Genomic DNA, 23,545 nt, shown 5'->3' on the forward strand with positions numbered 1-23,545 from the left:
GCTATGCTAATTCTTAGCATCTGCTAATATTGCGCAATCACAACGCGCACAGGGAGCCGATGCAGATGTCAGATGACGTCACCACAAAGTTCATTCCGCTAAACCTCGACGCACTCATCGATCTGGCCGCATTTGTGAGTGACGACAAGCACCGTACCTATCTGCACGGTGTGCACGTTGACCCGTCGACCGGACACTATGTCGCGACTGACGGTGCCACCCTGGGCGCGATCGAGGACGAGACGGCCAAAGCGGCACCGGCCAAGAAATACGCCAGCGGCGAAGCGTCAGAGTGGGGATGGACGCTGCGCGTCGACAAGGACTTCATCGCCACGGTTAAACGTATCCGCAAAGCCTACAAACCGATAGACCTGGACAGGCTCTACGTGCCGCATACTGCGCGTGCCGGCGATGTCGTCACTGCCTACATTGGCGCGAAGGAGAATGCGCCTTTTACACCAGAGTTCTCGGTGCCGATGAAATTAGTGCACGGCATCTTCCCGGAATGGCAACGCGTCGTCCCGTCGACTGTGTCGCAGGCGTCCGAGCGCGCCAATGTCCAGGTCAAGCCTGCCCTCCTCGCCCGCTTCGCACTCGGCCTCGACACCGCCCTATTCCTGTTCGCACCTGAGCGAGATAAGCGAAAGAACGGCGGTTATCTCGACGGGGCGGAGCGCCCCATCATTGTTCTAAACAGTCAGCGCTCCGATTTCTTTGGCGCCATCATGCCCTGCGCGTTTGGCAAAAGGGACGATCCCCGTCAGCCTCTCGACTACGCGCCTGGGTGGCTGCAACGTCGCCTCGGCAAAGTGGCCGAGCAGGCGGCCGACATCGCTTAACCGTATCTATCGTTTTAGCATTTGCTCACATCGCAACGTTCCCAAGGAGCACAGTGATGACGCCCTACCAGCAACTCAAAGCCGCCGCTCCCAACCTGTTGGGCCGCGATGCTGAATTCGCTAACAGCCTGCTCGCCCAATGGGCCGAGCGCGGCTCCCTGTCCGAGAAGCAGATGCATTGGGTTGGCGTCCTGGTTGAGCGTGCCGCCGTGCCCGCCCCCGTCGAACCTGCCCGCTCCGCCTTTACCGCCGATCTCACCCAGATCCGGAAGCTGTTCGAGAAGGCCAGCGCCGCAGGACTGAAGTTCCCCAAGATCCGTCTTGAGGTGAACGGCACTGCCATCAAGTTGACACCTGCTCCGACCACGGGCCGTAACCCGGGCTTTGTCTACGTGCACCGCCTAGTCGATGGCGAGTACCGCTACGCGGGCAAGGTGAGTGAGGTCGGTACCTACTACGGCCACAGTGGCGACGGGGTGCTCGCCGCAATCCAGGCCCTTGCCGCCGATCCCGCCTCCGCCGCCGCGGCGCACGGGCACACGACGGGCAATTGCTGCTTCTGCGCCCGCCTTCTCTCTGACCCCACCTCGGTCGAGGTTGGGTACGGTCCGATCTGCGCCGAGCGTTTCGGCTTACCGCACGGCACCGTCGCCAAGGCCATCGCCGCTTAACCACGTCCATCGCTTTAGCAATCGCTAACAACGTCAACCCAGGAGCCTCGTTCATGACCAGGAAGAAAGCCAACACCGTCGAAGTCCCGACCGCCGTTGCCGCAGCCGTCGAACCGCCGGTATTCACCGACCCCGTTCTGGTGGTCCGCACCTGCAATGCCGACTTTACGAGCTGGGGCGGGTTCCAATGGCCGAGCGAGGGCTATGTCGAGGCGCCCGATTGGCGTCCGACCGCAGAATGTGGGCACGGGCTGCACGGGTTGCTTGAGGGAGATGGCGATTGGGGCCTCCTCGACTGGTCGCTTGAAGCCAAGGCGCTCATCGTCGAGGTGGACCGTGCCGGTATCGTCGAGATTGGCGGCAAGGTGAAATTCAAAGGGGCGCTGGTCCGTAGCGTCTCCTCTCTCGCCGTCGCGCTGTGCCAGGTGGTCTGCGACGCCAGCCGCATTGTGAAGAACGTCACCGACCTTATCCGCACGACCGAGGCCGAGGCGACCGAAGAAGCGTCCGGCAACGCCAGCCGGCTCGCCGCGTCCGGCTACGCCAGCCAGCTCGCCGCGTCCGGCTACGCCAGCCAGCTCGCCGCGTCCGGCGATGACAGCCAGCTCGCCGCGTCCGGCAACGCCAGCCGGCTCGCCGCGTCCGGCAACGCCAGCCAGCTCGCCGCGTCCGGCGACGCCAGCCAGCTCGCCGCGTCCGGCGATGACAGCCAGCTCGCCGCGTCCGGCGATGACAGCCGGCTCGCCGCGTCCGGCGATGACAGCATCGCGATAGCAGCGGGTTACAACGCTACCGCATCGGCAGGCCCGAACGGCGTCATCGCACTCACTTGGCACGACGGTACCCGCCGGCGCGTCACGGTCGGCTATGTCGGTGAGGACGGCATCGAACCCAATGTCGACTACCGCGTCGACGATACCGGCAAATTGGTGAAGGCGTGACAAAGCGCCTTCTCCGCATCGGCGGGGGCGCCATGTTCGGCGCCCTCATCGTCCTCATCTTCTTTGCTGCTGGGGTTTTCCAATGACCCAAGTCGAGATGATTATCAAACGCATGGAGAAGGTTGCCGATCGCGGCCTCTCCCTCCCCGTCGGGCACTGGGGGCGCGAGCTTTGCCGCAAGATCTACAGCCAGCTCTGGAATGAACTTCAAATCCTGCTCTCCGAAACGCGGAGGGCATCATGAGCCTCAAGGGTTCCCGCATCACCGACCGCCACCGGCAGGTGATCGACTATGTCAACGGCTACATCGTCGAGCACGGGCGACGGCCGACGCGGCGCGAGATCGCCGACCATCTCGGCCTTGGGCCGAAATCGCTGGGCCACATCACGCGCCTGCTAGGTCAAATGTCGACATGGCGCGAGGTCGATTATCTGCGCGCAAAGGTGCGCGAACTCGAGGAGCAACTGGCTGGGAGGGCCGCAGCGTGATCGTTGACGTTTTCAATCCGTTGACATGGTCGAGGGTTCCGCCCGTGAGGCGCCTCTATCTCGACAACGACGGCGCGACCGCCGCCTTGCTCGATGACGTCGACTATGTTTGGGCCGTTCAATGGCTATGGACGGTTACCCCAAACTCGACCAAATGCAAGGTGTATGCGACGCGCAACACCCGCGTACCGAGCAGCCGCAGGCAGATAAAAGTCTACCTGCACAAGGAAGTATTGAAGCGCTTCGCCCCAGTCGCGCCAACGGCGCAGCATACCATCTGCGACCACAAGAACGGCGAGAGCTTAGACTGCCGCCGCGATAACCTTCGCTGGGCAACACCCCTCGAGAACCGCCACAACCGCTATGGCGATTACGCGCGACAAGAGCGTCTGTTCGACGAGGTAGCACCCCATGTCCGTTAAGGAAAACGTCGTCGAAGGCACGCTCGTAGCCGAGGTAAAGCGCCACGGCGGCGTCGCCTACAAATTCAGCAGTCCAGCTCGCCGCAACGTGCCTGATCGGCTCGTCGATCTCCCGGGCGTTCCCCTGTTCTTTGTTGAGTGCAAACGCCCGGGCGAGAAGCCCCGCAAGGCGCAGGAGCGCGAACACGCGCGCCTCCGGTCGCGCGGGAAAACTGTGTGGGTGATCGATGCCGTCGACCAGGCCAAAACGCTGGTCGCCTCGGTGGTCCACACCGGTGACCCCTCAATTTGGGAAACCCCGTTCTGATGCTCACCTACACCCCTCGCGACTATCAGCGCGCCATTACGCTCCACCTTTTGTTCGGCCAACGCGTCAACGTGTGGTCGGGCATGGGCACGGGCAAGACGGTGGCGACACTCACCGCCCTCGATATCCTCATCAACGTCCTTGGTGAGGTGCGCCGCGTCTTGGTGCTGGCGCCGCTCCGGGTGGCGCGCAGCACTTGGCCAGGCGAGGTCCGGAAGTGGGCCCATCTGCGCCACCTGACCTTGACCGACGCCACCGGCGACACGCACCGCCGGCGGGCCGCCATCTTCGGCAAGGCGCAGGTCGTCACCATCAACTATGAAAATCTGGTCTGGCTGATCGAACAGACGGGCGTCGATAATTTCCCCTTCGACATGGTGATCTCCGACGAGAGCACCAAGCTAAAGGGCTTCCGGCTACGCCAAGGCGTCAAGCGCGGGCAGGCCATCGCGCGCGTCGCGCATACCGTGGTGCAGCGTTGGGCCAACCTCACAGGTACGCCCAGCCCGAACGGCATCGTGGATCTGTGGGGTCAGAACTGGTTCGTGGACGCCGGCAAGCGTCTCGGCCGCACCTTCGGCGCTTTCGAGGCGCGCTGGTTTCAGGCCAACCGGCCGCATCCCAATGCACATTGGGTAGAAAAGTCGGTGTTACCCCACGCGCAACGCGAAATCGAGGCCCTACTCCGTGACGTGACGATCACGGTAAACGCCGCCGACCATATGGACCTGCCGCCGCTGGTGCGCAACGTGATCGAGGTCGAGCTCCCTGCTCCCGCGATGAAAGTATATCGCGAGTTGGAGAGGGAGTTCTTTGCCGAGCTCGAGAGCCGAGAGGCAATTGAGGCTCTCAACGCCGCAGCCTTGTCGACGAAGTGCCTGCAGGTCGCCAACGGCGCGGCCTATGTCGACGATGCTGGCACCTGGGAGGAGATACACAAAGCCAAGCTGGAGGCGCTCGAGGACGTCATAGACGAGGCGGCCGGCATGCCGGTGATCGTTGCCTACCATTTCAAGTCGGATCTGGCGCGGCTGAAAAAGGCCTTTCCCAAGGGGCGCGAGCTCGACGCCAAGGCGTCGACTATCGACGCCTGGAACGCTGGCAAAGTACCGATCCTCTTTGCCCACCCGGCCAGCGCCGGCCACGGCCTGAACCTGCAGGATGGCGGCAACATCATCGCCTTTTTTGGCCTGTGGTGGAACCTCGAGGAGCACGACCAGATCATCGAACGCATCGGCCCGACGCGCCAGGCGCAGGCCGGGCATAACCGGCCCTGCTTCGTCCACTACATCGTCGCCAAGGGCACGATCGACAACACGGTGCTGACCCGGCTCGAGGGCAAGCGGTCGGTGCAGGATTTGCTACTTGATGCGATGCGGGAAAGGAACGCGATATGACCTTCGATTTCTCCGCCGTGCACCCCGATGGTCGCGACCGCGAGCGCGGCATCCGCATCAAATTCACCATGTCCCGCGCGCAGTACGAGGCCGCCATGCTTCTCATCGCCGAAGGGATCGAGACGTCGCGCCAGCCGCGCCGCGTCGTCGAGAAAGCGGAGCAGGCCCTCGGGCAGATGCGCCGCCAAGACGAGCGGCAACGTGCCAAAAAGGAGCAACATCGATGAGCCCCGCGCTAACGGTCGCGTACCTTCTAGTCCAACTTATGACCGGCAACGGTGTTGCCGCCGTAACTATCCCTTTCCAAAGTTTCGATGCCTGCGAAGCCGCCATGCGAAACATGGGAAAGGTCGACGCCCCGGGGATCGATCCCCGCCCCATGTACTGCTTCGATGCAGTTACCGGAAAGGTAGCGGTCAGGTGATCCCTTCATCTGAAAAAAGATAACGAAAAGGAGCAACAGAATGCACAACGGTAAAATCATCAACGTCGCCAACCCGCAGCACGTGCTGCAGGATATGCTCGCCAACGAGACGGGGCGCATCCACCAACAGGCGCAGTCCATGACCGGCTCGCCGAACGTCGAGGTGTTGTCGATCTGCTGGGCGGGGGTCAATCTCGCCTTCTCGTCAACGGTGATGGACGTCAATCGCGTGGTCGACATCCTCGCCGAAGTGCGCCAACGGATCGCGCCGTCGTCGCTGATCATGCCGGGTTTCGGAGGGTAAGATGTGGGCGACTTTCCGCCGCAAACTGTATCTGACTTGGCACGGCATCATTTGCGAACCCGACCCGGGCGTGCGGATGCTGGGCGGTCGGATGATCTGCAAACGGTGCGGCTCCGACGTGGACGACGCCCCGCACCCAGCCCCGCGTGCGTGGCAGAACGAATTCAACATGCTAGTGGAAGATACTGCGATAAAGGCAAAGCGGATCGCTCATCTCGAGACGGTCCACAAGGCCGCCGTCGACTTGCATGGGGTGCTGTTCGACCGCCTGCGCACGATCGAGGAGCTCTTGGATTGTCCTTTCGACATGGTCGAAAAGCAGATCGAGTGGGAAGTTAAGCGCAGGCGGCGTGCCGAGGCGCAGCTCGAGAAACTCAAACCCCTGTTTGCCCAGGGGCCTTTGCACGTCGTGCCGATCGGTGACCTGCGCGAGCATGAACTCTCCGCCGAGTGCTGGTGTGCGCCAGTTGAGGACGCGGACACGCCCAATCTATGGTCACATAACTCCGCCGACGGTCGTGAGGCGTTCGAGCGCGGGGAGCGTAAACCCTCGTGACTGACCTCCCCCGCCTCTACACCCTGGCCGAGGTTGCCGCGGCGACCCAATACAGCCATGACACCATCGTAAGGGCCTTGCGCAAGCACCCTGAGATTGCCACAGTCGGCCGGGGGCGCGGCACCCGGTTGACCCTGGACGCCTATAAAGAGCTCATCGAGGCTATGACATGTTCAAACTCATCCCTCCCGGGAAGCGGAAAGGGAACCGGTTCTACGTCATCCGAGGGCGGATTGCCGGCAAATCCATCGAGTGGACGACCGGCACCGTCGATAAAAGCGCGGCTGAAAGCATTGCGGCAAAGCTTATTGCCGAATTCGTCGCCAGTCCGGCCGTTCCGCTAACCACCAAGACGTTTCGGCAAGCTGCCGAGGCCTATACCGCCTGGCGCAAGCCGCCGTGGCGGGAGGTGCAGCAGATCAATCGCCTCGTCGCAGAGATCGGCCATCTACCGTTAGAGGCGGTCACGAGCGCCGAGCTGCACGGCTTGGCCAATCGGCTCTGCCCGGAGCACAAGGAGAACTCGAAAAACCGGCTCGTCGTGACCCCCTGCGCTGCCATCATGCACTACGCGGCGGAGAGCAAGTGGTGCGGCTATACGCGCTTCAAAAAATTCAAGGAACCGCAGGCCGTCACGCGCGCCCTGGACCTCGACGATGCCGTCAAGCTGATAGCGAAGGCCGAGGGGCACCTGCGGGCCCTGCTCGTCTTCCTCTTCCGGCACGGTATGCGGATCTCCGACGCCATCGCTATCGAGTGGGAAAGGATCAACCTGCAGGCCGGTACGTTCGAGACGCGTATCGCCAAGACAGATCGATACCGGGAGAAGGCACTCCACCCCGACACCGTAGCGGCCCTCGCTGCCCTTCCAGCGGGCGTTGGCAGGGTGGGCCGCGTCTTCCCCTATGCCAACCGCTGGGCCGTCTACCGGGAGCTGACACCCCTTGCCGTCTCTGCCGGCGTCTACTTCACGCCGCATATGGCGCGGCACAGCCTCGGCAAGTGGTTGAACGCCTCGGGTGCGGGGCAGCGGAGTATCATGGACGCTCTCGACCATACGGACCCCAAGAGCTCGATGCGTTACCAATCCACGGATATCGAGGTCCAACGCTTGACCTTAGCAAAACTACCGGGGCTGGCGGGGGAAAGTGTGGGGAAGCGCAAAAAGGCATGACACTTCAACCCCCGCCCATTCTTGGTAAGGACGGGGTCGGAGGTTCGATTCCTCTCGACGGCACCAGTTTTCCTTTAAATACATATAGTTACATGACGAGTGGCGTTCGTGGCCAGCTTAACTTGCACGTACGATGTGCCTGAGCGCCTCGCGTTCGACGGCGCCTGCGTCGGCCCCATCGGCGAAGACGGCGGCCGTCAAGCGCTCAGTCAGGTCTGGAGCATGATAGACGGCACAGACACTGCCGGGTCCACTGCCAGAATGGCCAAGCACCCACAGCGGCGCATGCCCCTCAGCGGCCTGCATTGTGCCGTTCATCAGGCCGAGCCCGTAGCCTGCCTCGACCCAGGGACGTCCATTCGCCACGCCTCCGACTGGATGTCGGTCCAAAAGGGCATTGCGCGAAAGGGGTTCTAGAAAATCGGTGCAAAGTAGGTGGTGGAGTGCCAAGGCGGCTTCTGCAGCGGGCCCCAGCACGACCCCGTGAAAAGCCCATCCAGGATGATAGCCATGTCCCCCGGGAAATGGCGTTTGCTGCATGTCATCGATTGATACGCCGAGACGCGACCTCAGCAGGCCGAGCGGGCGAAGTACTTTCTCCCCAAGTATCTCCTGCAAATCAGCATCGCAGGTGCGTTCCAGCACCCGACGCACGAGCAGATATCCGAGGTTGGAGTAAGCCCATCCGCCGTCCGGCGGAAACAGCAGAGCCGCCGGATCGATATGCGCGAAGAGTTGATCATCGTGCCAAGGCTGTTCGCGCCGCGCCACCGCCGCATTGTAAGCCGTCAACGCACCATAATCGCCGACGCCCGCTCGATGCTGCAGCAATTGACGAAGGGTATAGGGGGCGCCGTCGATCGGCGCGTCGAGCCTTAGGCGTTTTTCCTCTGAAAGCCGAAGTGCCGCCGCCGCGATCAGTGTCTTCGTAAAACTCCACCAAGGGACAATTTCAGTCGAGGTGCAGCCTTCCGGCCGCCCTTCGGAGTCCACCACTGCAAACAATGCCGTCATCGACTTTTTTGCCTGGACCCAAAATCGTGCTCCAGCACATAGGCGTAGTGCAAAAGATCGGGACGCCTGACAGCTGCGAGCGCGGTGGCCGAGACAGCGAAACCAGCTCCCTCAGCTAGCACAACAAAGTCGGGCGCTTCGAAGGCGGACCAGAGGAGGATCACGCCGTTTGGCGAAAGCTTCGCTGCAAAGGCGTGGAGGCCTTCGGCCGAATAGAGATGGGCGTTCTGCGGGGAGACCAAGGCCTCGGGGCCGTTGTCGACGTCGAGCACGATAACGTCGAAAGGTCCCACATCCTTGCCGCGGATGAAGGCGCCAATATCACCGGGGACAATGGCGAGATTTAATGGGCGTTCAGGGAGGACGCTCGCCGAGACATAGCGATCGAACCACTCGATTACCTTGGGCGACAGTTCGGCGACGGTGATGCGCCCTGCCCCCTTCAGCGCCGCAGCGGTTGCTGCCAGCGTGTAACCCAGGCCGAGGCCGCCAATGAGAATATGGGGCGCTGAGACCTTGGCAACCGCCACGGCCATTTCGCCCAGTACGGTTTCCGATTGGTGGCCAAAACCATTCATCAGTTCAAGACCGTTCACGCGGATCATGAAGACCTCGCCGGATGAACGGTCGCCCTGGCGGTAGAGCGCCAGTTCGCCTCCGACAAGCTCGGCCGTATCGATAAGGTCCCAGGCCATGGTGTCAGGCTGTCCCGTGCTTCGCGGTCCTGGTCTTTGGCCCCAGATAGAATTCCAGGACGGCATCCGTCTGTATTTTCGCTTCGGCCAAGGTCAGGCCCTGCTGGCTGAGGCCGAAGCGCAGCCAGAGGCCGTCGATCATGGCCGTGATACCGATGATGGCGGCCTCCGCCCGCGCCTCCGGCAGAAAATGACGCAGCGCCGACATGAGGTTTGAACGCATGCGCGCATGGATGGCACGCTGGATGCGGGCGAAATTGGCGTTGCGTGGTACTTCGGCACAGAGCGAAAGCCAGGCATTGCATATTTCCGGCTTGAAGAATTTCGGCGAGAAATTGCCGGCGATGATCGCCTCGACCCGCTCGCGCGGTGATTTCGCCTGCGCCATGAGTAGCACGACCTCATCACGCAGTAGGGAATTGGCATGGCGCATAACCACTTCGAGGAGCTCATCCTTGCCCTTGAAGTAATGCAGCACGATGCCCTTGGACATGCCGGCGCGCTCGGCGACCTTCGCCAGCGTCGTGCCGGCGATGCCTTCTTCCTGCAGGATTTCATAGGCGGCGGCGGCCAGTTCCTGGCGGCGCAGCTGCTCGATGCTCAGTCGGGCCAAAACGATTCTCCGGTCGGCGATAAAGACCCCATTGTCCCCGTCCTTGCGCACGCTGTCCACTTGGTCTATAAATTGACCCACAGGTCAATAAATAAACCGATTGGTCAATATCTTAATCGTAATCCTGCCCCGGGAGGTTTCCATGCGTGCGTCGTCGCTGCTGCTCAGTGCCTGCATCCTGCTACTGCCCTCGGCAGCCATCGCCGCCGAGCCGGAGACCTGCCGGACCGTCCGGCTGGCCGAACCGGGCTGGAACGATCTCACCTTCACCACCGGCGTTACCTCGGTGATCCTGAACAGCCTCGGCTACAAAGCAGAGAGCAATCTGCTCGGGCTCGACATCATCTATCAAAGCCTGAAGAACAAGGATCTCGATGTCTTCATGGGCTATTGGGACCCCGCCATGGTCAGCTACTACCAGACCTATAAGGACGACGGGTCGGTTGAGACCGTGCACCAGAATCTCGAGGGCGCAAAATACACCTTCGCCGTCCCGCAATATGTTTATGACGCCGGCGTCCACGACATCGCCGACCTCGCCAAATTCGCCGACAAATTCGAAGAGAAGATGTACGGCATCGAGCCAGGCTCGAACCAGTTGATGTTTGACATCGTTGCCGACAAGAAGTTCAAGCTCGACGGCTGGGAAGTCGTGGAATCGAGTGAGCAAGGCATGCTGACGCAGGTCGACAAGGCCGTGCGCCGCAAGGATTGGATCGTTTTCCAGGGCTGGGCGCCGCACCCGATGAACAATGACTTCCCGCTCGCCTATCTCACCGGCGGCGATGCCTATTACGGCCCCGATCTCGGCGCCGCCACTGTGCATACCCAGGTCCGCAAGGGCTATATGGCGGAATGCCCGAACGTGGCCAAGCTGCTGTCGAACATCACCTTCGACATTCCTCTGGAAAATGAGGGGATGGGGTTTCTTATCCGCGATAGCATGCCAGCGGCCGATGCTGCGAAAAAGGCGCTGAAGGCGCATCCCGACTATCTCGATGCATGGTTGGCCGGCGTCACCACGGTCGATGGCAAGGATGCCTTGCCGGCCGTGAAGGAAGCGCTCGGACTCTGAAAGACATAGCGAAGGCCGATGCCGCTTATCGCCTTAGATGGCCTTTCGCTCTGGTATCGTTACGTCGCTGGCCAGCAGCCATCGAAGACACCTGCCCTACTGATCCAGGGGCTGGGCATGCAGGCTACCGACTGGCCGGAGGAAATTATCGCAACGCTCGTTGCCGAGCGCCCGGTGCTGGTCTTCGACAATCGCGACAGCGGCCTGTCACAACTCTTCGGCCGCGGCAGCATCGAGACCCTGACCGAAAAGGACTTCCCTGGGGCCGAGGCATTGACGGGACCACTTGCCTACAGCCTCTCCGACATGGCGGAAGATGCCTGGCGGCTACTCGACGCGCTGGGGATATCGCGGATACATCTCGTCGGCTTTTCCATGGGCGGCATGATCGCGCAAGTGATGGCAGCCGTCCGGCCTGGCCGCGTGGCCAGCCTCACCGGGCTGATGACCAGTGCCGGGCAAGCTTGGATCGAGAGCACGCCGGCCGCCGATACGATGATGCGCCGCTCGATCCTCCTTGAAGGCAGTCAAAAGCAGTTGGCCGATTTCATGCTGGCTGCGGAGGATATCTATGCCGGACCAACTTTACTGCCGCCGGAAGAGGCGCGGCGCAGAGCCATCCGCCAAGCGCTGGCGCGGGGCCACCATCCAGCCGGTATTTGGCGCCAGGCGCGCGCGATGCGTGCCGCCGGCGAAAGGCGCTCCCTGCTGGCCGCGATCGTTGCCCCGACATTGATGCTGCACGGCGCCGCGGACCCGGTCATTGCGCCGGCCCAGGCGGCGGCAATCAAGGACATTCTACCTGCGGCAACATTCGTCGAACTCTGGGCGACCGGTCACATCCTGACCGAGGCCAATGCGGCGGCTATCGCCGCCAAAGTCAGGGAATTCTGGCGGGAAACCGGGGGAACCTAGCGCCCCCGATCTGGTGTTCCGCCTGCAAACTCGCTATGACATCTGCCGATCCTCCTGAGGAAAATGAGCAGATGAGCCAGGATATTCTCCCCCTTTTGCAGCGCATCGCCGACAGCCTTGAGCGACTGGCGCCGGCTGCCACCAAGCCCCTCGATCTCTCGGCTGCCGACGCCTTCGTGTGGCAGTCCGAGACCGGCTGGCTGGAACCGGTACCGAGCGTGTCGCGCGTACATATCAACCTGCTGCAGGGGATCGAGCGCAACAAGGACATCCTGCTCGACAATACGCGGCGCTTCGCTCGCGGGCTGCCGGCCAACAATGCGCTCCTTTGGGGTGCGCGCGGCACTGGCAAGAGTTCGCTGGTGAAGGCCGTGCATGCGGCGGTCAATCTTGACCCGGCAACGCCGCTCACCCTCATTGAGATCCACCGCGAAGACTTGGTGACTTTGCCCCGCCTGCTCACGATGCTCCGCGATCAGAAGCGGCGCAGTGTCATTTTCTGCGACGATCTTTCCTTCGATACCAACGACGCCAGCTACAAGTCCCTGAAGGCGGTACTGGAAGGCGGGCTCGAGGGGCGGCCTGGCAACGTCCTCTTTTACGCCACCTCGAATCGGCGGCATTTGATGCCGCGCGATATGATCGAGAATGAACGCTCAACGGCGATCAATCCGTCCGAGGCGGTCGAAGAGAAGGTGTCACTGTCCGATCGCTTCGGGCTGTGGCTCGGTTTCCACAATTGCGACCAGGAAACCTTTTTCGCCATCATCGACGGCTATTGTCAGAGCTTCGGCCTCGATCTGCCTCGGGACGAGGTTCACGCGCAGGCGATTGAATGGTCGGTAACGCGCGGCGCGCGCTCAGGTCGCGTGGCGTGGCAATTCATCCAGGATCTCGCCGGCCGGCTTGGAAAGAAGATCGTGCTTTAGGCACCACCATCCAGATACTTCATCGGATCGACTGGCTCCTCACCCTTGCGGATCTCGAAATGGAGCTGGGGCTTCGCGACGTTGCCGGTGGAACCCACCCGCGCGATCGTGGCCCCGCGCTTCACTTTGTCGCCCTTCTGCACCAGCAGCGACTGGTTATGCGCATAGGCGGTGATGAGGCCGTTGGCATGACGGATGAGCACCAGATTTCCGAAGCCGCGCAGCTGATTGCCGGCATAGGCGACGGTGCCGTCAGCTGCCGCCATCACCGGGGCGCCCGCGGGCGCGGCGATGTTGATACCGTCATTGCGAAGGCCGTCAGACGTGGCGCCATATTTGAGAATCACCTTGCCCTGCACCGGCCAGGAGAAACCTGACGCGCTGGCGGGTGCGATGCTCGCCACCTGCGCTGGTTCAGCGGGCGCCGGCGCGGGTGCTGCCGGCTTGGGGGCTGCCGGCTTGGGAACTGTGGCTTTTGGCGCCTGCGCAGATTGCTCATAGGCACCTTCGACCGCCTCTTCCGCCGCGGTAAGATCCGGCTCGGAAGAAACCGGCTTTGGCGCGCTCGGCGTCGGCGCGGTGGGCACGGTCACGGGCGGCGGCAATGGCTGAACCTTCGCCGTCGATGGCGTGGTAGGCGCCGAAGTGGTCCCTGTCGCCTTGGCCGATGGCGGCGGCGGCAAAGCGGTCGACGACACGGCGCCGGCGGTAGCAGCGGACGGCACCACATCAACCTTGGGCGCCTGCGGTGTCGCCGGCGTCGATGCCGGCAAGGCGGTCGCGACCGATTGCGTCGCCTCGACAGCGCTCGGCAGCACCAGCGACTGGCCGACGCGCAGAGAATAAGGCGGCTTCAGATTGTTAAGCTCGACGAGGGCGCTCTGCTGCACGCGAAATCGCTTTGCAAGGCCACCCAGCGTATCGCCGCTCTTCACGACGTAATTCTGTCGTTCGGCGATGCGCAGTTCCTGCCCCGGGCGAATATTGTAAGGCGGCTGCAGACCGTTATTGTCAATGAGTGCCCTGATGGGCGTGTTGGTTCGGTTGGAGACGCTGGCCAGCGTATCACCCGGCGCCACGATATAGGCGCCGTTCACCACCTGGCCCATGTTGGGGTTGTTGGGCGCCGAGGAATAGGTCGCATTGAGGCTCGGCGCTACCATGTTACCGCAGGCGGTCAGCAGGGCTGCGGCGATAAGCAGCGGGATCAGCTTACGCATGATCAATTCTCCATTCGCCTCGGCACGGCGCGGCCCTCGCCCTCCGGCAGGGCGCCGCCGACCAACGGCACGAAACGCACCTCGGTCAGGATCTTGGGCGTGAGATTGCCGTCCTCTTCCTTGGTGAGCTTGACCAGGACCTGATCGCCCCGCTCCGGCCCCACCGGAATGACCAGGATGCCGCCGACCGCGAGCTGGTCCACCAGGGCCTGCGGTATCTCGGCCGCAGCTGCGGTCACGATAATGCGGTCGAACGGCGCCTGCTCGGGCCACCCGCGCGATCCGTCGCTGCAGCGGCTTGTGATGTTATGGAGGCGCAGATGATGAAAACGTTGCTCGGCCTCGGCCAGCAGCGACTTGTAGCGTTCGATCGTATACAGGCGGCGGCAGAGCTTGGAGAGGACGGCTGCCTGATAGCCGGAGCCGGTGCCAATCTCCAATGCCTTATGGGTCTTCTTGACCTCGAGAGCCTCGGTCATCTGCGCCACGATCTGCGGCTGGCTGATTGTCTGGCCATGGCTGATGGGCAGCGCCTGGTCTTCGTAGGCCTGGTCATGGAAGCTGTCGAGCACAAAGAGCTCGCGCGGGATTCGCTCAATAGCATTGAGAACGTTGCTATCGGTCAGGCCCGCCCGCCGCAAGTTCATGATCATGCGGATCTTGCGCGCATGAAGGCTCATCGGGGCAGGCTCATTTAGGCAAGCCGTCCGTCTTGCGGACTTTCTTCTTCGACGCGCTGCCGGCCTTGGGCTTGGGGAACAAACCCTCCATGCGCCGCAGCATGGCGCCGTGGGTCAAATCGAAATGAAGCGGCGTTACCGACACGGCACGGGTGAGCACAATGCCGAGATCCGTCTCCGGGTGTTCCGGCTCATCGGTCGGGAAATCGCCGATCCAGGTCACTTCACGCTCGAACGGATCGCGCGCATGCACCACTTCGACATGCGACATGCGGCGGCCCTGGCGACCGACTTCGATGCCGGTCACATCCTTGGGCGCAACGGGTGGGAAGTTGACACTCATCAGCACGCCCTTGGGCCAGGGCAAGGAGACCAACTTCTTGATCACCTGCGGCGCGAAAGCCGCAGCGGTCTCCCAATGCAGCTTGTCCTTCACGCGCACCTGGCTGAAGGCAATGGCGGGAATACCCAGCATGGCCCCTTCCATGGCGGCGGCGACAGTGCCGGAGTAAAGGACATCCTCGCCGAGGTTTGCGCCACGGTTGACGCCGGAAAGGACGATGTCGGGTCGGCGACCGTTGATGATGTGATTGACGGCGATCAGAGTGCAATCGCTGGGCGTGCCCGAAACGGCGAATTTGCGCGGCGTGATCCTGTTGATCTGCAGCGGCCGGCGCAGGGTCAGTGAATGCGAGGCACCGCTGTGCTCGCTCTCCGGCGCCACCACCCAGACGTCGGTCGAAAGGCTTTTGGCGATCTTCTCAAGAACCTTGAGACCTGGCGCGTGGATGCCGTCATCATTGGTGACGAGGATGCGGGCTTTCTTCAGATCGAAAGGGAGCTTAAGCATGGGTGCCGATGACCTCAAGACCGTTCATATAGGGACGCAGCGCATTCGGCACGCGGATCGAGCCGTCTTCCTGCTGGTAGTTTTCCAGAACCGCAATGAGCGCCCGGCCGACAGCGACACCCGAACCGTTGAGCGTGTGGACAAAGCGCGTGCCCTTTTCACCGGGCTTGCGGCAGCGCGCTTTCATGCGCCGGGCCTGGAACTCGCCACAATTGGAGCAGCTGGAAATCTCGCGGTACATGCCCTGACCGGGCAGCCACACTTCGATGTCATGAGTCTTCTGCGCGGAGAAGCCCATGTCGCCAGTAGAGAGTGTCACAACCCGATAGGGGAGCTCCAGTTTTGAAAGCACGTTCTCGGCGCATTTGGTCATGCGCTGATGTTCGGCCTCGGATTCATCCGGATGCGCGATCGACACCATCTCAACTTTGAGGAACTGGTGCTGACGGATCATGCCGCGCGTATCGCGCCCGGCGGCACCGGCCTCGGAACGGAAGCAAGGTGTCAGCGCAGTGAAGCGCAAGGGCAGCTTCGTTTCGTCGACGATCTCGTCGGCAACCAGATTGGTCAGTGGCACTTCGGAGGTCGGGATCAGATAGTGGCCCTGCTCCGTCTTGAACAGATCTTCGGCGAATTTGGGCAGATTGCCGGTGCCGTAGAGGGCCACGTCACGCACCAGGAAGGGTGGGTTGACCTCTGTATAACCATGGTCGGCGGTATGCGTATCGAGCATGAACTGGCCGAGGGCGCGCTCGAGCCGTGCCAAGGCGCCCTTCAAAACGACGAAGCGGGCACCGGAAATCTTGGCGGCAGCGCCGAAGTCCATGAGGCCCATCGCCTCGCCAAGCTCGAAATGCTGCTTCGGTGCGAAGGAAAAATTGCGGCGATGGCCGACCTCGCGCTCGACGCGGTTGGCCTTTTCGTCAGCCCCTTCGGGCACATCCTGCGCGGGCAGGTTCGGCTGCTGCGCCAGCAGGGCGTCGAGTTCGGCTGCAGCCTTCTGTTCTTCGATCTCGGCTGCCGCCATGCGATCCTTGAGGCTCGCCACTTCCGCCATGACAGCGCTGGCGTCGCCACCCTTTGCCTTCAACTGGCCGACCTGTTTGGAAAGGTCGTTCCGCTTGGCCTGCATTTCCTGCCACGCGGTTTGCGTCGCACGACGCTTGCTGTCGAGTTCGATCACGATGGCGGCAAGCGGCGGCAAACCGCGCCGCGCCCGGCCGGCGTCGAAAGCTGCTGGGTTGTCACGAATCCATTTAGGGTCAAACATTTAGCCGCCGAGCTCCAGATCCTCGATTCGGCTCAACTTATAAGACGGAACCTGCGAGCGGTCAAAGCTGGGTTGGAGCCGGCTTAGGCCGGTTTGACGTCCGTCCCTGGCTCGTTTTCGGAGGACGTCGCCTCCTCTTCGGCCCGCTTCTTTTCCACCAGCCTGGCCATGAGGATCGAAATCTCGTAGAGGGCCAGCATCGGCACCGCCAGCGACATCATGCTGATGGCATCCGGCGGGGTCACGACGGCAGCCACCACCACGATGGCGACGATGGCGTAGCGGCGCTTTTCCCGCAAACCCTGTGACCCAATGATCCCGACCTTGGCCAGCAAGGTCAGCAGTACCGGCAGCTCAAAACAGAATCCGAAAGCGAAGATCAGCTTCATGATCAGATTGATATATTCGCCAATCTTGGGAAGAAGTTCTATCGCCAACTTCCCCTCGCCACCCGCGGTCTCGAACCCGAGGAAGAACTTCCAGGCCATCGGCATGAGGACGTAATAGACGAACGCCATACCCACGGCGAACATGACCGGCGTCGCGATCAAGAACGGCAGAAACGCGCTCTTCTCATGCTTATAGAGCCCGGGTGCGATAAAGGCCCATATCTGCGAAGCGATTATGGGAAAGGATAGGCAAAGCGCGCCGAAGGCCGCGACCTTGAGCTGCGTGAAGAATGGCTCCGTCAGATCAGTGAAAATCATCGGCCGGCCTGCCGGCAGCAGCTCGGCCAGAGGCCGCTGCAGGAATTCAAGGATATGCTGCGCAACAAAGAAGCAAGCGATGAAGGCGATGAAGAATCCCAGCGCCGCATAGAGCAGGCGTGTGCGCAGCTCGACCAAATGCTCGAGCAACGGCATCTTCTTGTCTTCTTCGGCGCCACTCATGCGGAAAGGCTCTTATCGGGGGTGATCTCGGGGCCGGCAATAGCCGGTTCGGCCGCGGGAGGCGCTGTTTCAGTGACAGCAGGGGCTGGCTCGCCGGTTGTAACGGCCAAGGACGGCATGGTTGCCGTCATGTCGGCGATGCTCGGCTTGTCGCCCGCGGACTCAGCAGCCGGCTCGGATAGAGCCGCCTTGGCTTCCGCCACCGGCTCATTGATCGCCTTCTTCAGATCGCCCGAAGGATCGATCGCTTTCTCGATCTTGTCTCCGATCGAGTGCTTGCTGATCTTCTGCAATTCGCGCTTGGCGTCTTCCAATTCCGCATCGCGGACGATCTCGTTCACGCCGCTCTGGAATTCGCTGCCGAGCTTCCGCGCCGCACGCATCCAATGGGAGAAGGTCTTCAGCGCGTGCGGCAGTTCCTTTGGCCCCAAGACGACCAGGACAACCACACCGATGATCAACATCTCGCTCCAGCCGATGTCGAACATCCAGCCTTACCCTTTTAGCCCTTAGTCGTTTCGCATGCCCGGGAGCCGGGCGGCGATCATCAGCTGCGGTCGACGATGGTGTCCCGCGGCTTCTCTTCGGTCTTGGCGACGTTGATGTTCGCCTCGTCCTTGCTGCCGTCCTTGATGTTCTTCTTGAAGTCCTTAATGCCGGCTCCAAGGTCGCCCATGATCTTCGACAGTTTGCCGCCGCCACCGAACAGGACGAGCACGACGACCAAAACGATCAGAAGATGCCAAATGCTGAAGCTACCCATCTGGGCCTCTCCTTAAATCTTATTCCCTCCGGCGGTGGGCGCCGGACCCGGGCGGACTATGGCAAATCCGCCGCTTCGCTACAATAGCCAGTCAGCATCATTTAGTCGCTGCTAACTCGCTGACAAGGCCGGAATTTCCGTCATCGTTCAGGCTGGCGGCAATCACCATCGCGCCGCTCGGGAAAGATCAGGGCGTCGGCCGGATCGAGTTGCAGGAGAATCCGGCTGCCCGGCTCCGGCAGTTGGCGACCGGCATGGCGGACACGCAGGAGCGGCCCCTCCTGGCTGCCCGGTTCCAGGCGGACCACCAATAGTTTGCTGCCCCCCAGGAAACGCACCTCTTCCACCAGCGCCGGTACTGCGGGCGCATTCCCGGCCCCAGCCGGTACCACGCGGAGGCTTTCCGGCCGTATCAAGATCTGGACCGCGGCACCGTCAGCAAGACCCGGGGCCGGCAGCGATCCCAGCGGGGTCATGACATGGCCCGACATGACCTCGCCGGTCAGATCGTTGGTGTTGGTAAAGAAACGTGCCACGAAGGGGCTGACGGGCCGATGATAGAGCGCATCCGGTGATCCGCTCTGCACCACGCGCCCGGACTGCATCAGGTAGATGCGGTCGGCCATGAACATGGCCTCCTCCGGGTCGTGCGTGACCATCAATGTCGCCGTGCGGCTGCGCTTCAGCACATGCAGCGTGTCGTCACGTATCTGCTCGCGCAGGCGCGCATCAAGGCCGGAGAATGGCTCGTCCAGAAGCAGGATGGCCGGTTGCGGCGCCAAGGCGCGCGCGAGCGCGATGCGCTGCTGCTGCCCGCCGGAAAGGGCATGCGGATAGGCTTCGGCGAATTCGGTCATGTCGACCTGTTCCAGCACTTCGGCAATACGCAATTCGCGCGCGCGCGCATCGAGATCCGCCAGGCCAAAGCCCACGTTGCGCGCGACGGAGAGATGCGGAAAGAGTGCAAAATCCTGGAACACAAGACCGACGCCGCGACGTTCCGGCGGCACGCTTTGCCTAGAGGTGCCATCCGCCACGAGCCGATCCTGCATAAGCACGCGGCCCTGCTGCAGCGGCTCCAACCCCGCAGCCAGGCGCAGAATGGTCGATTTGCCGCAGCCCGAGGGGCCAAGCAGGCAGATCACCTCTCCTTCGTTCACATGAAGCGAGACATGGTCGACCGCCCTCACCTCGGCATAAGCGTGGCTGACGTCGTGAAGTTCAAGGGCGCAGGCAGTCTGGATGTTCATCAAATGAGCTTCTTGGTCGCCGGCGCATTGTGCCCCGGCCGCGCCTGGGCGCTGGCGCGAGCCATCAGATAGACCGGGATGATGCCGACTGCAACGATGGCAAGCGCCGGGCCGGCCGCTTCCGCCAGCCGTTCGTCACTGGCAAGATTGAAGGTCATCGTGGCCAGCGTGTCGAAATTGAAAGGCCGCAATACCAGGGTCGCTGGCAATTCCTTCAACACATCAACGAACACCACAATGGCCGCTGTGAGCAGGCTGCCGCGCATGATGGGGAGATGCACATCCGCCAGGGTTCCGAGCGGCGTGCGACCCAGCGAGCGGGCGGCAAAATCCATCGACCGCGTGACTTTGCCGAGACTGGCTTCGACCACATTGAGGCTGACCGTGAGGAAGCGGACCAGATAAGCAAAGGTTATGGCAACCAGCGTGCCGCTGAGGATCAGACCGAAGGTGACGCCGAAACTTGCCTTGGCCCAGGCATTGAGCATGCGGTCGATGCCAGCGAAGGGCAGCAGGATGCCGATGGCCAGTACGGGACCGGGAATAGCGTAGCCGAGGCTCGCAACCCGCACCGCCCAATGCGTCAGGCGTGTCGGGTGCAGCCGCATGGCGTATGCGAGGACCGAGGCCAGGCAGACGGCGAGGATCGCCGCGAAACCGGCCATGAAAAAGCTGTTGCGGATGAGGGTCAGGAACTTGGCACCTGCCCAGGCATCGAGATTGGTGATAGCCCAATAGAGAAGGACTGCGGCCGGCAGCAGAAACCCGAAGGTTACCGGGAGCGCGCAGCCGAAGATGGCCCCGAAAGCGCGCAAGCCCCTGAGCTTGTATCGCGGCAGGGGCCGATAACGCGTGGTCGAATGTGCAAAGCTGCGCCGGCCGCGAGACCAGCGTTCAACCCCCAGGAAGATAAAGACGATGACCAGCAGCAAGGCGGCGAGTTGCGCGCCGGCCGTGGCATCGCCCATGCCGCGCCAGACGCGGTAAATGCCGGTTGCCAGCGTATCGACCCCGAAATACTGCACGGTGCCATAGTCGTTGAGCGCTTCCATCAACGCCAGGGCGACGCCGGCAACGAGCGCCGGTCGCGCCAGTGGCAAGGCGACACGGAAGAAACCGCGCCAGGGCGAGCAACCGAGTGTCCGGCTGACTTCAAGCACGCAAGCCGATTGTTCCAGAAAGGCCGCGCGCGCCAGGAGGTAGACATAGGGATAGAGCACCAGCACCAGCATCAGGATGGCGCCGGGCAGCGAGCGGATGTCAGGGATCCAGCGCAGTCCGCCCTCAAGGCCGAGCAGGTCACGCAGCGCCGTCTGGGCTGGTCCCGCATAATCGAGAAGGCCGGTATAAGTATAGGCAATCACATAGGCTGGCATCGCCATGGGCAGCAGCAATGCCCAATCGAACAGACGCCGTCCGGGGAACCGGCAGAGAGTCACCATCCAAGCCGCCGGCACGCCGATCAACAGCACGCCGACACCAACACCCGCAACCAGCAGCAGCGAATTTCCGACATAGCTCGGCAGCACCGTCTCGGCGAGGTGTCTCCATATCTCGCCCTTGGCGGCGAAGATGCTGCTGAAGACGGCCAAAATGGGAAAGGCCACGGCCAGGGCAATAGCCCAGGTCGACACATGCCAGATTCGCAGCCGGCTCATTCGAGCGGACGAAAAGCGCCCCGGCGCATCGGCAATGGTGTCAATCGAGGCCAAGGAACCAACTCTCGCAACAGGGCGCGGCCCGGTCCGCCTTTGGGACCGAAGCGTTGCTTGAAGATCGGCGAAAACGATATTGCGAGTTATTCTGAATAGCAAGGAGAGGCGTTAACTTTCCCTGCGACAAATTCCCACACAGAATTTAAGGACAGGTCTCGCCTTCGCAAACTGTTGCGGCCGGGGCCGGTTCCGGCACGGCTGGCGCGGCTTCCGGCGCGGCGACAGGCTCAGGCATGGGGGCGGGTTGAACTGGCTGCTCCAGCGGGGCCGCCGCCGGTTCCGGGGCGGCCTCCACAGGCATGGGCTCGGGCGGCGGTATGAAGGCCGTGGGCGTCTCCGCGTCGGCAGGTTCAGCGGGGAGCGGCCCGGCAGGAGCGGTCGCCTCGACCGGCGCGATGGCCGGGACCGTCGGCGCTTCCACGGTTGGGGTGACGACGGGCGCTGGTTCCGGCGCCAGAAGAGGCTGGTTCTGCTGGTTGGCGAGATCGACCGCAGCCTCGCGGCCGAAATAGAGCTGGGTCAGATCGACATTAGGACCGGCATTGTTGCTGCAGATCTGCGTCGTCCGATTGCAGGCTACCCCGGCCTGTGGAGCGAACATGTCGGCATTTGTCCAGCCAGCCACCCGCCTGGTGTCGCCCTTGCTGAAATATTTGCGGGTGAGCGACGCATTTAAGCCGTTGCCATCCGAGCAGGACTGGCTCCGCCGATCGCACAAGACACCCTGCTGTGGCGCGAAGATAAAAGCTTGATCGCCATACTTTTTCACCCCGTATTTGGCGGATTTCGAGCCGAGATACTCGCGGGTGGCGTAATAGTCGACACCGTAACGATCGTAGCAGACATGCCGATTACGGTCGCAGGTAAGGCCCTTCTTGGGCGAAAAGCGGTTCGATCCGGCATAGTCATTCCCGAAGCCATAGGGCGAAGACCAGCCGCCATAGCCATAGGGAGATACCGCCGCGCCATAGGACGGAACATAGGCCGGCGCATAGGCGGGTCCGCCTTGATACGCTGTGCAGGCGGTGAGCATCAGTGCCAGTGCCGAAAGCGGCAGAAACCAGTAACGCATATCGACCTCATGGCCGCCGAAAGCGCGGCGTTTCATTCGGTCCGATATGTCACGCCCGTCCCGCCTTCGCTAGAGGATGGGCGATCACTTCATCGCGAGCGACATAGTGCGTATTTTCCACCCGCGCCAGTTGTCGCAGGGTGCTGGTGCCGCTTGTTGGACGGGAGCGCATAAATTATGTAAGTTGCATTCATCTTTATAGGCATTCCAAATGACGGCCAGCACCAGTGCATCCGGCCATCCGGCCCTGCCCACCGAAGCCCAGATCGAGGATTTGGTGGCGACCTTCTACGCCCGCATCCGCAAGGACCCGGAACTGGGCCCGATTTTCGCCCGGGTGATCGGTGAGGATTGGACGCCGCATCTGAAGACCATGTGCAATTTCTGGTCCTCGGTCATGCTGACCACCGGCCGCTATAAGGGCCGCCCGATCCCGGCCCATATCAAGATCAACGAGATCGAGCCGCAGCATTTCGCTCACTGGCTTGCCCTTTTCACGGCCACGGCACGGGAACTCTTCGCGCCACCTTTGGCAGAGGCGTTCATCGAAAAAGCCAACCGGATTGCAGAAAGCTTCAAGCTGGCCTTCGCATTTCATGCACCGGACCCGAATGTATGGGTCCCCAACATGCCGCCTCTGGTCCAGCCTTGATCAGCCGCGTTGCAACCCTGCCTGAGGCGAGTACGGCACTCTCAAAGGATCTGGCCGGCGATCTGGAATTGTGGTCACCGGAGAACGGCGCCGAGATCCACGGCGTGATGTGGTTTTACACGCTGCAACATGCCCTGCGGATGGCATTTCCGGATCGGGAGCCTAATCTGGTGATCGATTGCGGCAGCCGTGGGGATCTTGCGATCGAGGCCCTTCGGGTTGGCCTGCGCAATGTCGCTCTGCGCGCCCCCGCCGAGGTGACGGAAAAAGTCACCGATATCGCCGCCGGCTGCGGCGGGCGGGTCATTACCACCAAACCTATATTTCCGTGACGTAAGCGCTGTCAGATCCTGAGCGGATTGAACTGCCCAAGGAATCTGGCTATGAACCAGCCCCGACCTACATTTTCTCGCGGCTG

Annotated in this window: 30 protein-coding genes; 17 read left to right on the plus strand and 13 right to left on the minus strand. The window is 62.2% G+C overall.

Annotated features, from left to right (window positions below; all coding sequences use genetic code 11):
* Nucleotides 1-65: 65 nt before the first annotated feature.
* From ACE3OA_RS16005 to ACE3OA_RS16060, 12 genes are all read left to right on the plus strand, one after another.
* A complete protein-coding gene (locus ACE3OA_RS16005; RefSeq protein WP_374312482.1) occupies nt 66-839 on the plus strand; it encodes a hypothetical protein in 774 nt (257 codons plus the stop codon).
* 56 nt (nt 840-895) lie between these two features.
* Nucleotides 896-1,510 carry a DUF6011 domain-containing protein gene (locus ACE3OA_RS16010; RefSeq protein ID WP_374312484.1) on the plus strand — a complete coding sequence of 205 codons (615 nt, stop codon included), beginning with the start codon at nt 896-898 and terminating at the stop codon, nt 1,508-1,510.
* A 53-nt stretch (nt 1,511-1,563) separates the two neighbouring features.
* Nucleotides 1,564-2,451 (plus strand): hypothetical protein, encoded by an 888-nt coding sequence (locus ACE3OA_RS16015; RefSeq protein WP_374312486.1) that lies wholly within the window; start codon nt 1,564-1,566, stop codon nt 2,449-2,451.
* Nucleotides 2,452-2,533: 82 nt separating this feature from the next.
* Entirely contained in the window at nt 2,534-2,695 is a 162-nt protein-coding gene (locus tag ACE3OA_RS16020) for a hypothetical protein (RefSeq protein ID WP_374312488.1), read from the plus strand.
* Complete coding sequence (locus tag ACE3OA_RS16025; RefSeq protein ID WP_374312490.1) at nt 2,692-2,940, plus strand: LexA family protein; 249 nt, start codon at nt 2,692-2,694, stop codon at nt 2,938-2,940. Before ACE3OA_RS16020 ends, ACE3OA_RS16025 begins: the two co-directional genes overlap by 4 nt.
* Nucleotides 2,937-3,362, plus strand: coding sequence for an HNH endonuclease (locus ACE3OA_RS16030; protein WP_374312492.1), 426 nt, complete (start codon nt 2,937-2,939; stop codon nt 3,360-3,362). The genes ACE3OA_RS16025 and ACE3OA_RS16030 overlap by 4 nt, the downstream gene beginning before the upstream one ends.
* Nucleotides 3,352-3,669 carry a VRR-NUC domain-containing protein gene (locus ACE3OA_RS16035; protein ID WP_374312494.1) on the plus strand — a complete coding sequence of 106 codons (318 nt, stop codon included), beginning with the start codon at nt 3,352-3,354 and terminating at the stop codon, nt 3,667-3,669. The genes ACE3OA_RS16030 and ACE3OA_RS16035 overlap by 11 nt, the downstream gene beginning before the upstream one ends.
* The gene (locus ACE3OA_RS16040) at nt 3,669-5,066 is read left to right on the plus strand and encodes an SNF2-related protein (RefSeq protein WP_374312496.1); all 1,398 of its coding nucleotides are present in this window, start codon (nt 3,669-3,671) and stop codon (nt 5,064-5,066) included. The genes ACE3OA_RS16035 and ACE3OA_RS16040 overlap by 1 nt, the downstream gene beginning before the upstream one ends.
* Nucleotides 5,063-5,293: a hypothetical protein gene (locus ACE3OA_RS16045; protein ID WP_374312498.1), complete on the plus strand. Its 231-nt coding sequence runs from the start codon at nt 5,063-5,065 to the stop codon at nt 5,291-5,293. The genes ACE3OA_RS16040 and ACE3OA_RS16045 overlap by 4 nt, the downstream gene beginning before the upstream one ends.
* A 237-nt stretch (nt 5,294-5,530) precedes the next feature.
* Complete coding sequence (locus tag ACE3OA_RS16050) at nt 5,531-5,794, plus strand: hypothetical protein (protein WP_374312500.1); 264 nt, start codon at nt 5,531-5,533, stop codon at nt 5,792-5,794.
* A 1-nt stretch (nt 5,795) separates the two neighbouring features.
* Entirely contained in the window at nt 5,796-6,350 is a 555-nt protein-coding gene (locus tag ACE3OA_RS16055; protein WP_374312502.1) for a hypothetical protein, read from the plus strand.
* Nucleotides 6,351-6,519: 169 nt separating this feature from the next.
* Entirely contained in the window at nt 6,520-7,524 is a 1,005-nt protein-coding gene (locus tag ACE3OA_RS16060) for a tyrosine-type recombinase/integrase (protein ID WP_374312504.1), read from the plus strand.
* A 117-nt stretch (nt 7,525-7,641) separates the two neighbouring features.
* Here the strand turns inward: ACE3OA_RS16060 and ACE3OA_RS16065 are convergent, their stop codons facing one another.
* From ACE3OA_RS16065 to betI, 3 genes are read right to left on the minus strand one after another with little or no spacing between them, the layout of a single operon-like run.
* Nucleotides 7,642-8,538: a serine hydrolase domain-containing protein gene (locus ACE3OA_RS16065; protein ID WP_374312506.1), complete on the minus strand. Its 897-nt coding sequence runs from the start codon at nt 8,536-8,538 to the stop codon at nt 7,642-7,644.
* Nucleotides 8,535-9,233, minus strand: a complete 699-nt coding sequence (locus ACE3OA_RS16070) for a hypothetical protein (protein WP_374312508.1) — start codon at nt 9,231-9,233, stop codon at nt 8,535-8,537. Before ACE3OA_RS16070 ends, ACE3OA_RS16065 begins: the two co-directional genes overlap by 4 nt.
* Nucleotides 9,234-9,237: 4 nt before the next feature.
* Nucleotides 9,238-9,846, minus strand: a complete 609-nt coding sequence (gene betI, locus ACE3OA_RS16075; RefSeq protein WP_374312511.1) for a transcriptional regulator BetI — start codon at nt 9,844-9,846, stop codon at nt 9,238-9,240.
* Nucleotides 9,847-9,988: 142 nt separating this feature from the next.
* Here betI and choX point away from each other — a divergent pair, with 142 nt between their 5' ends.
* From choX to ACE3OA_RS16090, 3 genes are all read left to right on the plus strand, one after another.
* Nucleotides 9,989-10,921: a choline ABC transporter substrate-binding protein gene (gene choX, locus ACE3OA_RS16080; RefSeq protein WP_374312513.1), complete on the plus strand. Its 933-nt coding sequence runs from the start codon at nt 9,989-9,991 to the stop codon at nt 10,919-10,921.
* An 18-nt stretch (nt 10,922-10,939) separates the two neighbouring features.
* A complete protein-coding gene (locus tag ACE3OA_RS16085) occupies nt 10,940-11,836 on the plus strand; it encodes an alpha/beta fold hydrolase (RefSeq protein WP_374312515.1) in 897 nt (298 codons plus the stop codon).
* Nucleotides 11,837-11,907: 71 nt separating this feature from the next.
* Nucleotides 11,908-12,765: an ATP-binding protein gene (locus tag ACE3OA_RS16090; RefSeq protein ID WP_374312517.1), complete on the plus strand. Its 858-nt coding sequence runs from the start codon at nt 11,908-11,910 to the stop codon at nt 12,763-12,765.
* Here the strand turns inward: ACE3OA_RS16090 and ACE3OA_RS16095 are convergent.
* The 10 genes from ACE3OA_RS16095 to ACE3OA_RS16140 all read right to left on the minus strand — a co-directional run bounded on the left by ACE3OA_RS16095 (nt 12,762) and on the right by ACE3OA_RS16140 (nt 22,511).
* Nucleotides 12,762-13,985: a peptidoglycan DD-metalloendopeptidase family protein gene (locus ACE3OA_RS16095; RefSeq protein WP_374312519.1), complete on the minus strand. Its 1,224-nt coding sequence runs from the start codon at nt 13,983-13,985 to the stop codon at nt 12,762-12,764. The two genes, ACE3OA_RS16090 and ACE3OA_RS16095, sit on opposite strands and share 4 nt — an antisense overlap.
* Before the next feature lie 2 nt (nt 13,986-13,987).
* Nucleotides 13,988-14,665 (minus strand): protein-L-isoaspartate(D-aspartate) O-methyltransferase, encoded by a 678-nt coding sequence (locus ACE3OA_RS16100; protein ID WP_374312521.1) that lies wholly within the window; start codon nt 14,663-14,665, stop codon nt 13,988-13,990.
* Nucleotides 14,666-14,675: 10 nt separating this feature from the next.
* The gene (gene surE / locus ACE3OA_RS16105; RefSeq protein ID WP_374312523.1) at nt 14,676-15,515 is read right to left on the minus strand and encodes a 5'/3'-nucleotidase SurE; all 840 of its coding nucleotides are present in this window, start codon (nt 15,513-15,515) and stop codon (nt 14,676-14,678) included.
* Nucleotides 15,508-16,785 carry a serine--tRNA ligase gene (serS, locus tag ACE3OA_RS16110; RefSeq protein WP_374312525.1) on the minus strand — a complete coding sequence of 426 codons (1,278 nt, stop codon included), beginning with the start codon at nt 16,783-16,785 and terminating at the stop codon, nt 15,508-15,510. Before serS ends, surE begins: the two co-directional genes overlap by 8 nt.
* Before the next feature lie 83 nt (nt 16,786-16,868).
* Nucleotides 16,869-17,675: a twin-arginine translocase subunit TatC gene (gene tatC, locus ACE3OA_RS16115; protein WP_374312527.1), complete on the minus strand. Its 807-nt coding sequence runs from the start codon at nt 17,673-17,675 to the stop codon at nt 16,869-16,871.
* On the minus strand, nt 17,672-18,163 hold the full coding sequence (gene tatB / locus ACE3OA_RS16120) for a Sec-independent protein translocase protein TatB (protein ID WP_374312529.1): 492 nt from the start codon (nt 18,161-18,163) through the stop codon (nt 17,672-17,674). The genes tatC and tatB overlap by 4 nt, the downstream gene beginning before the upstream one ends.
* 59 nt (nt 18,164-18,222) lie before the next feature.
* Nucleotides 18,223-18,438: a twin-arginine translocase TatA/TatE family subunit gene (tatA, locus tag ACE3OA_RS16125; RefSeq protein WP_374312531.1), complete on the minus strand. Its 216-nt coding sequence runs from the start codon at nt 18,436-18,438 to the stop codon at nt 18,223-18,225.
* Nucleotides 18,439-18,578: 140 nt separating this feature from the next.
* Complete coding sequence (locus ACE3OA_RS16130; RefSeq protein WP_374312534.1) at nt 18,579-19,688, minus strand: ABC transporter ATP-binding protein; 1,110 nt, start codon at nt 19,686-19,688, stop codon at nt 18,579-18,581.
* A complete protein-coding gene (locus tag ACE3OA_RS16135) occupies nt 19,688-21,400 on the minus strand; it encodes an ABC transporter permease (RefSeq protein WP_374312536.1) in 1,713 nt (570 codons plus the stop codon). Before ACE3OA_RS16135 ends, ACE3OA_RS16130 begins: the two co-directional genes overlap by 1 nt.
* A gap of 145 nt (nt 21,401-21,545) precedes the next feature.
* Nucleotides 21,546-22,511, minus strand: coding sequence for a YcgJ family protein (locus tag ACE3OA_RS16140; RefSeq protein WP_374312538.1), 966 nt, complete (start codon nt 22,509-22,511; stop codon nt 21,546-21,548).
* A gap of 175 nt (nt 22,512-22,686) precedes the next feature.
* Between ACE3OA_RS16140 and ACE3OA_RS16145 the strand changes: the two genes are divergently transcribed.
* Nucleotides 22,687-23,127 carry a group III truncated hemoglobin gene (locus ACE3OA_RS16145; RefSeq protein WP_374312540.1) on the plus strand — a complete coding sequence of 147 codons (441 nt, stop codon included), beginning with the start codon at nt 22,687-22,689 and terminating at the stop codon, nt 23,125-23,127.
* Nucleotides 23,124-23,459, plus strand: a complete 336-nt coding sequence (locus ACE3OA_RS16150) for a hypothetical protein (protein ID WP_374312542.1) — start codon at nt 23,124-23,126, stop codon at nt 23,457-23,459. Before ACE3OA_RS16145 ends, ACE3OA_RS16150 begins: the two co-directional genes overlap by 4 nt.
* The last annotated feature ends 86 nt before the right edge of the window (nt 23,460-23,545 follow it).

It is taken from the genome of Dongia sp., assembly GCF_041906375.1.
Lineage (GTDB): Bacteria > Pseudomonadota > Alphaproteobacteria > Dongiales > Dongiaceae > Dongia.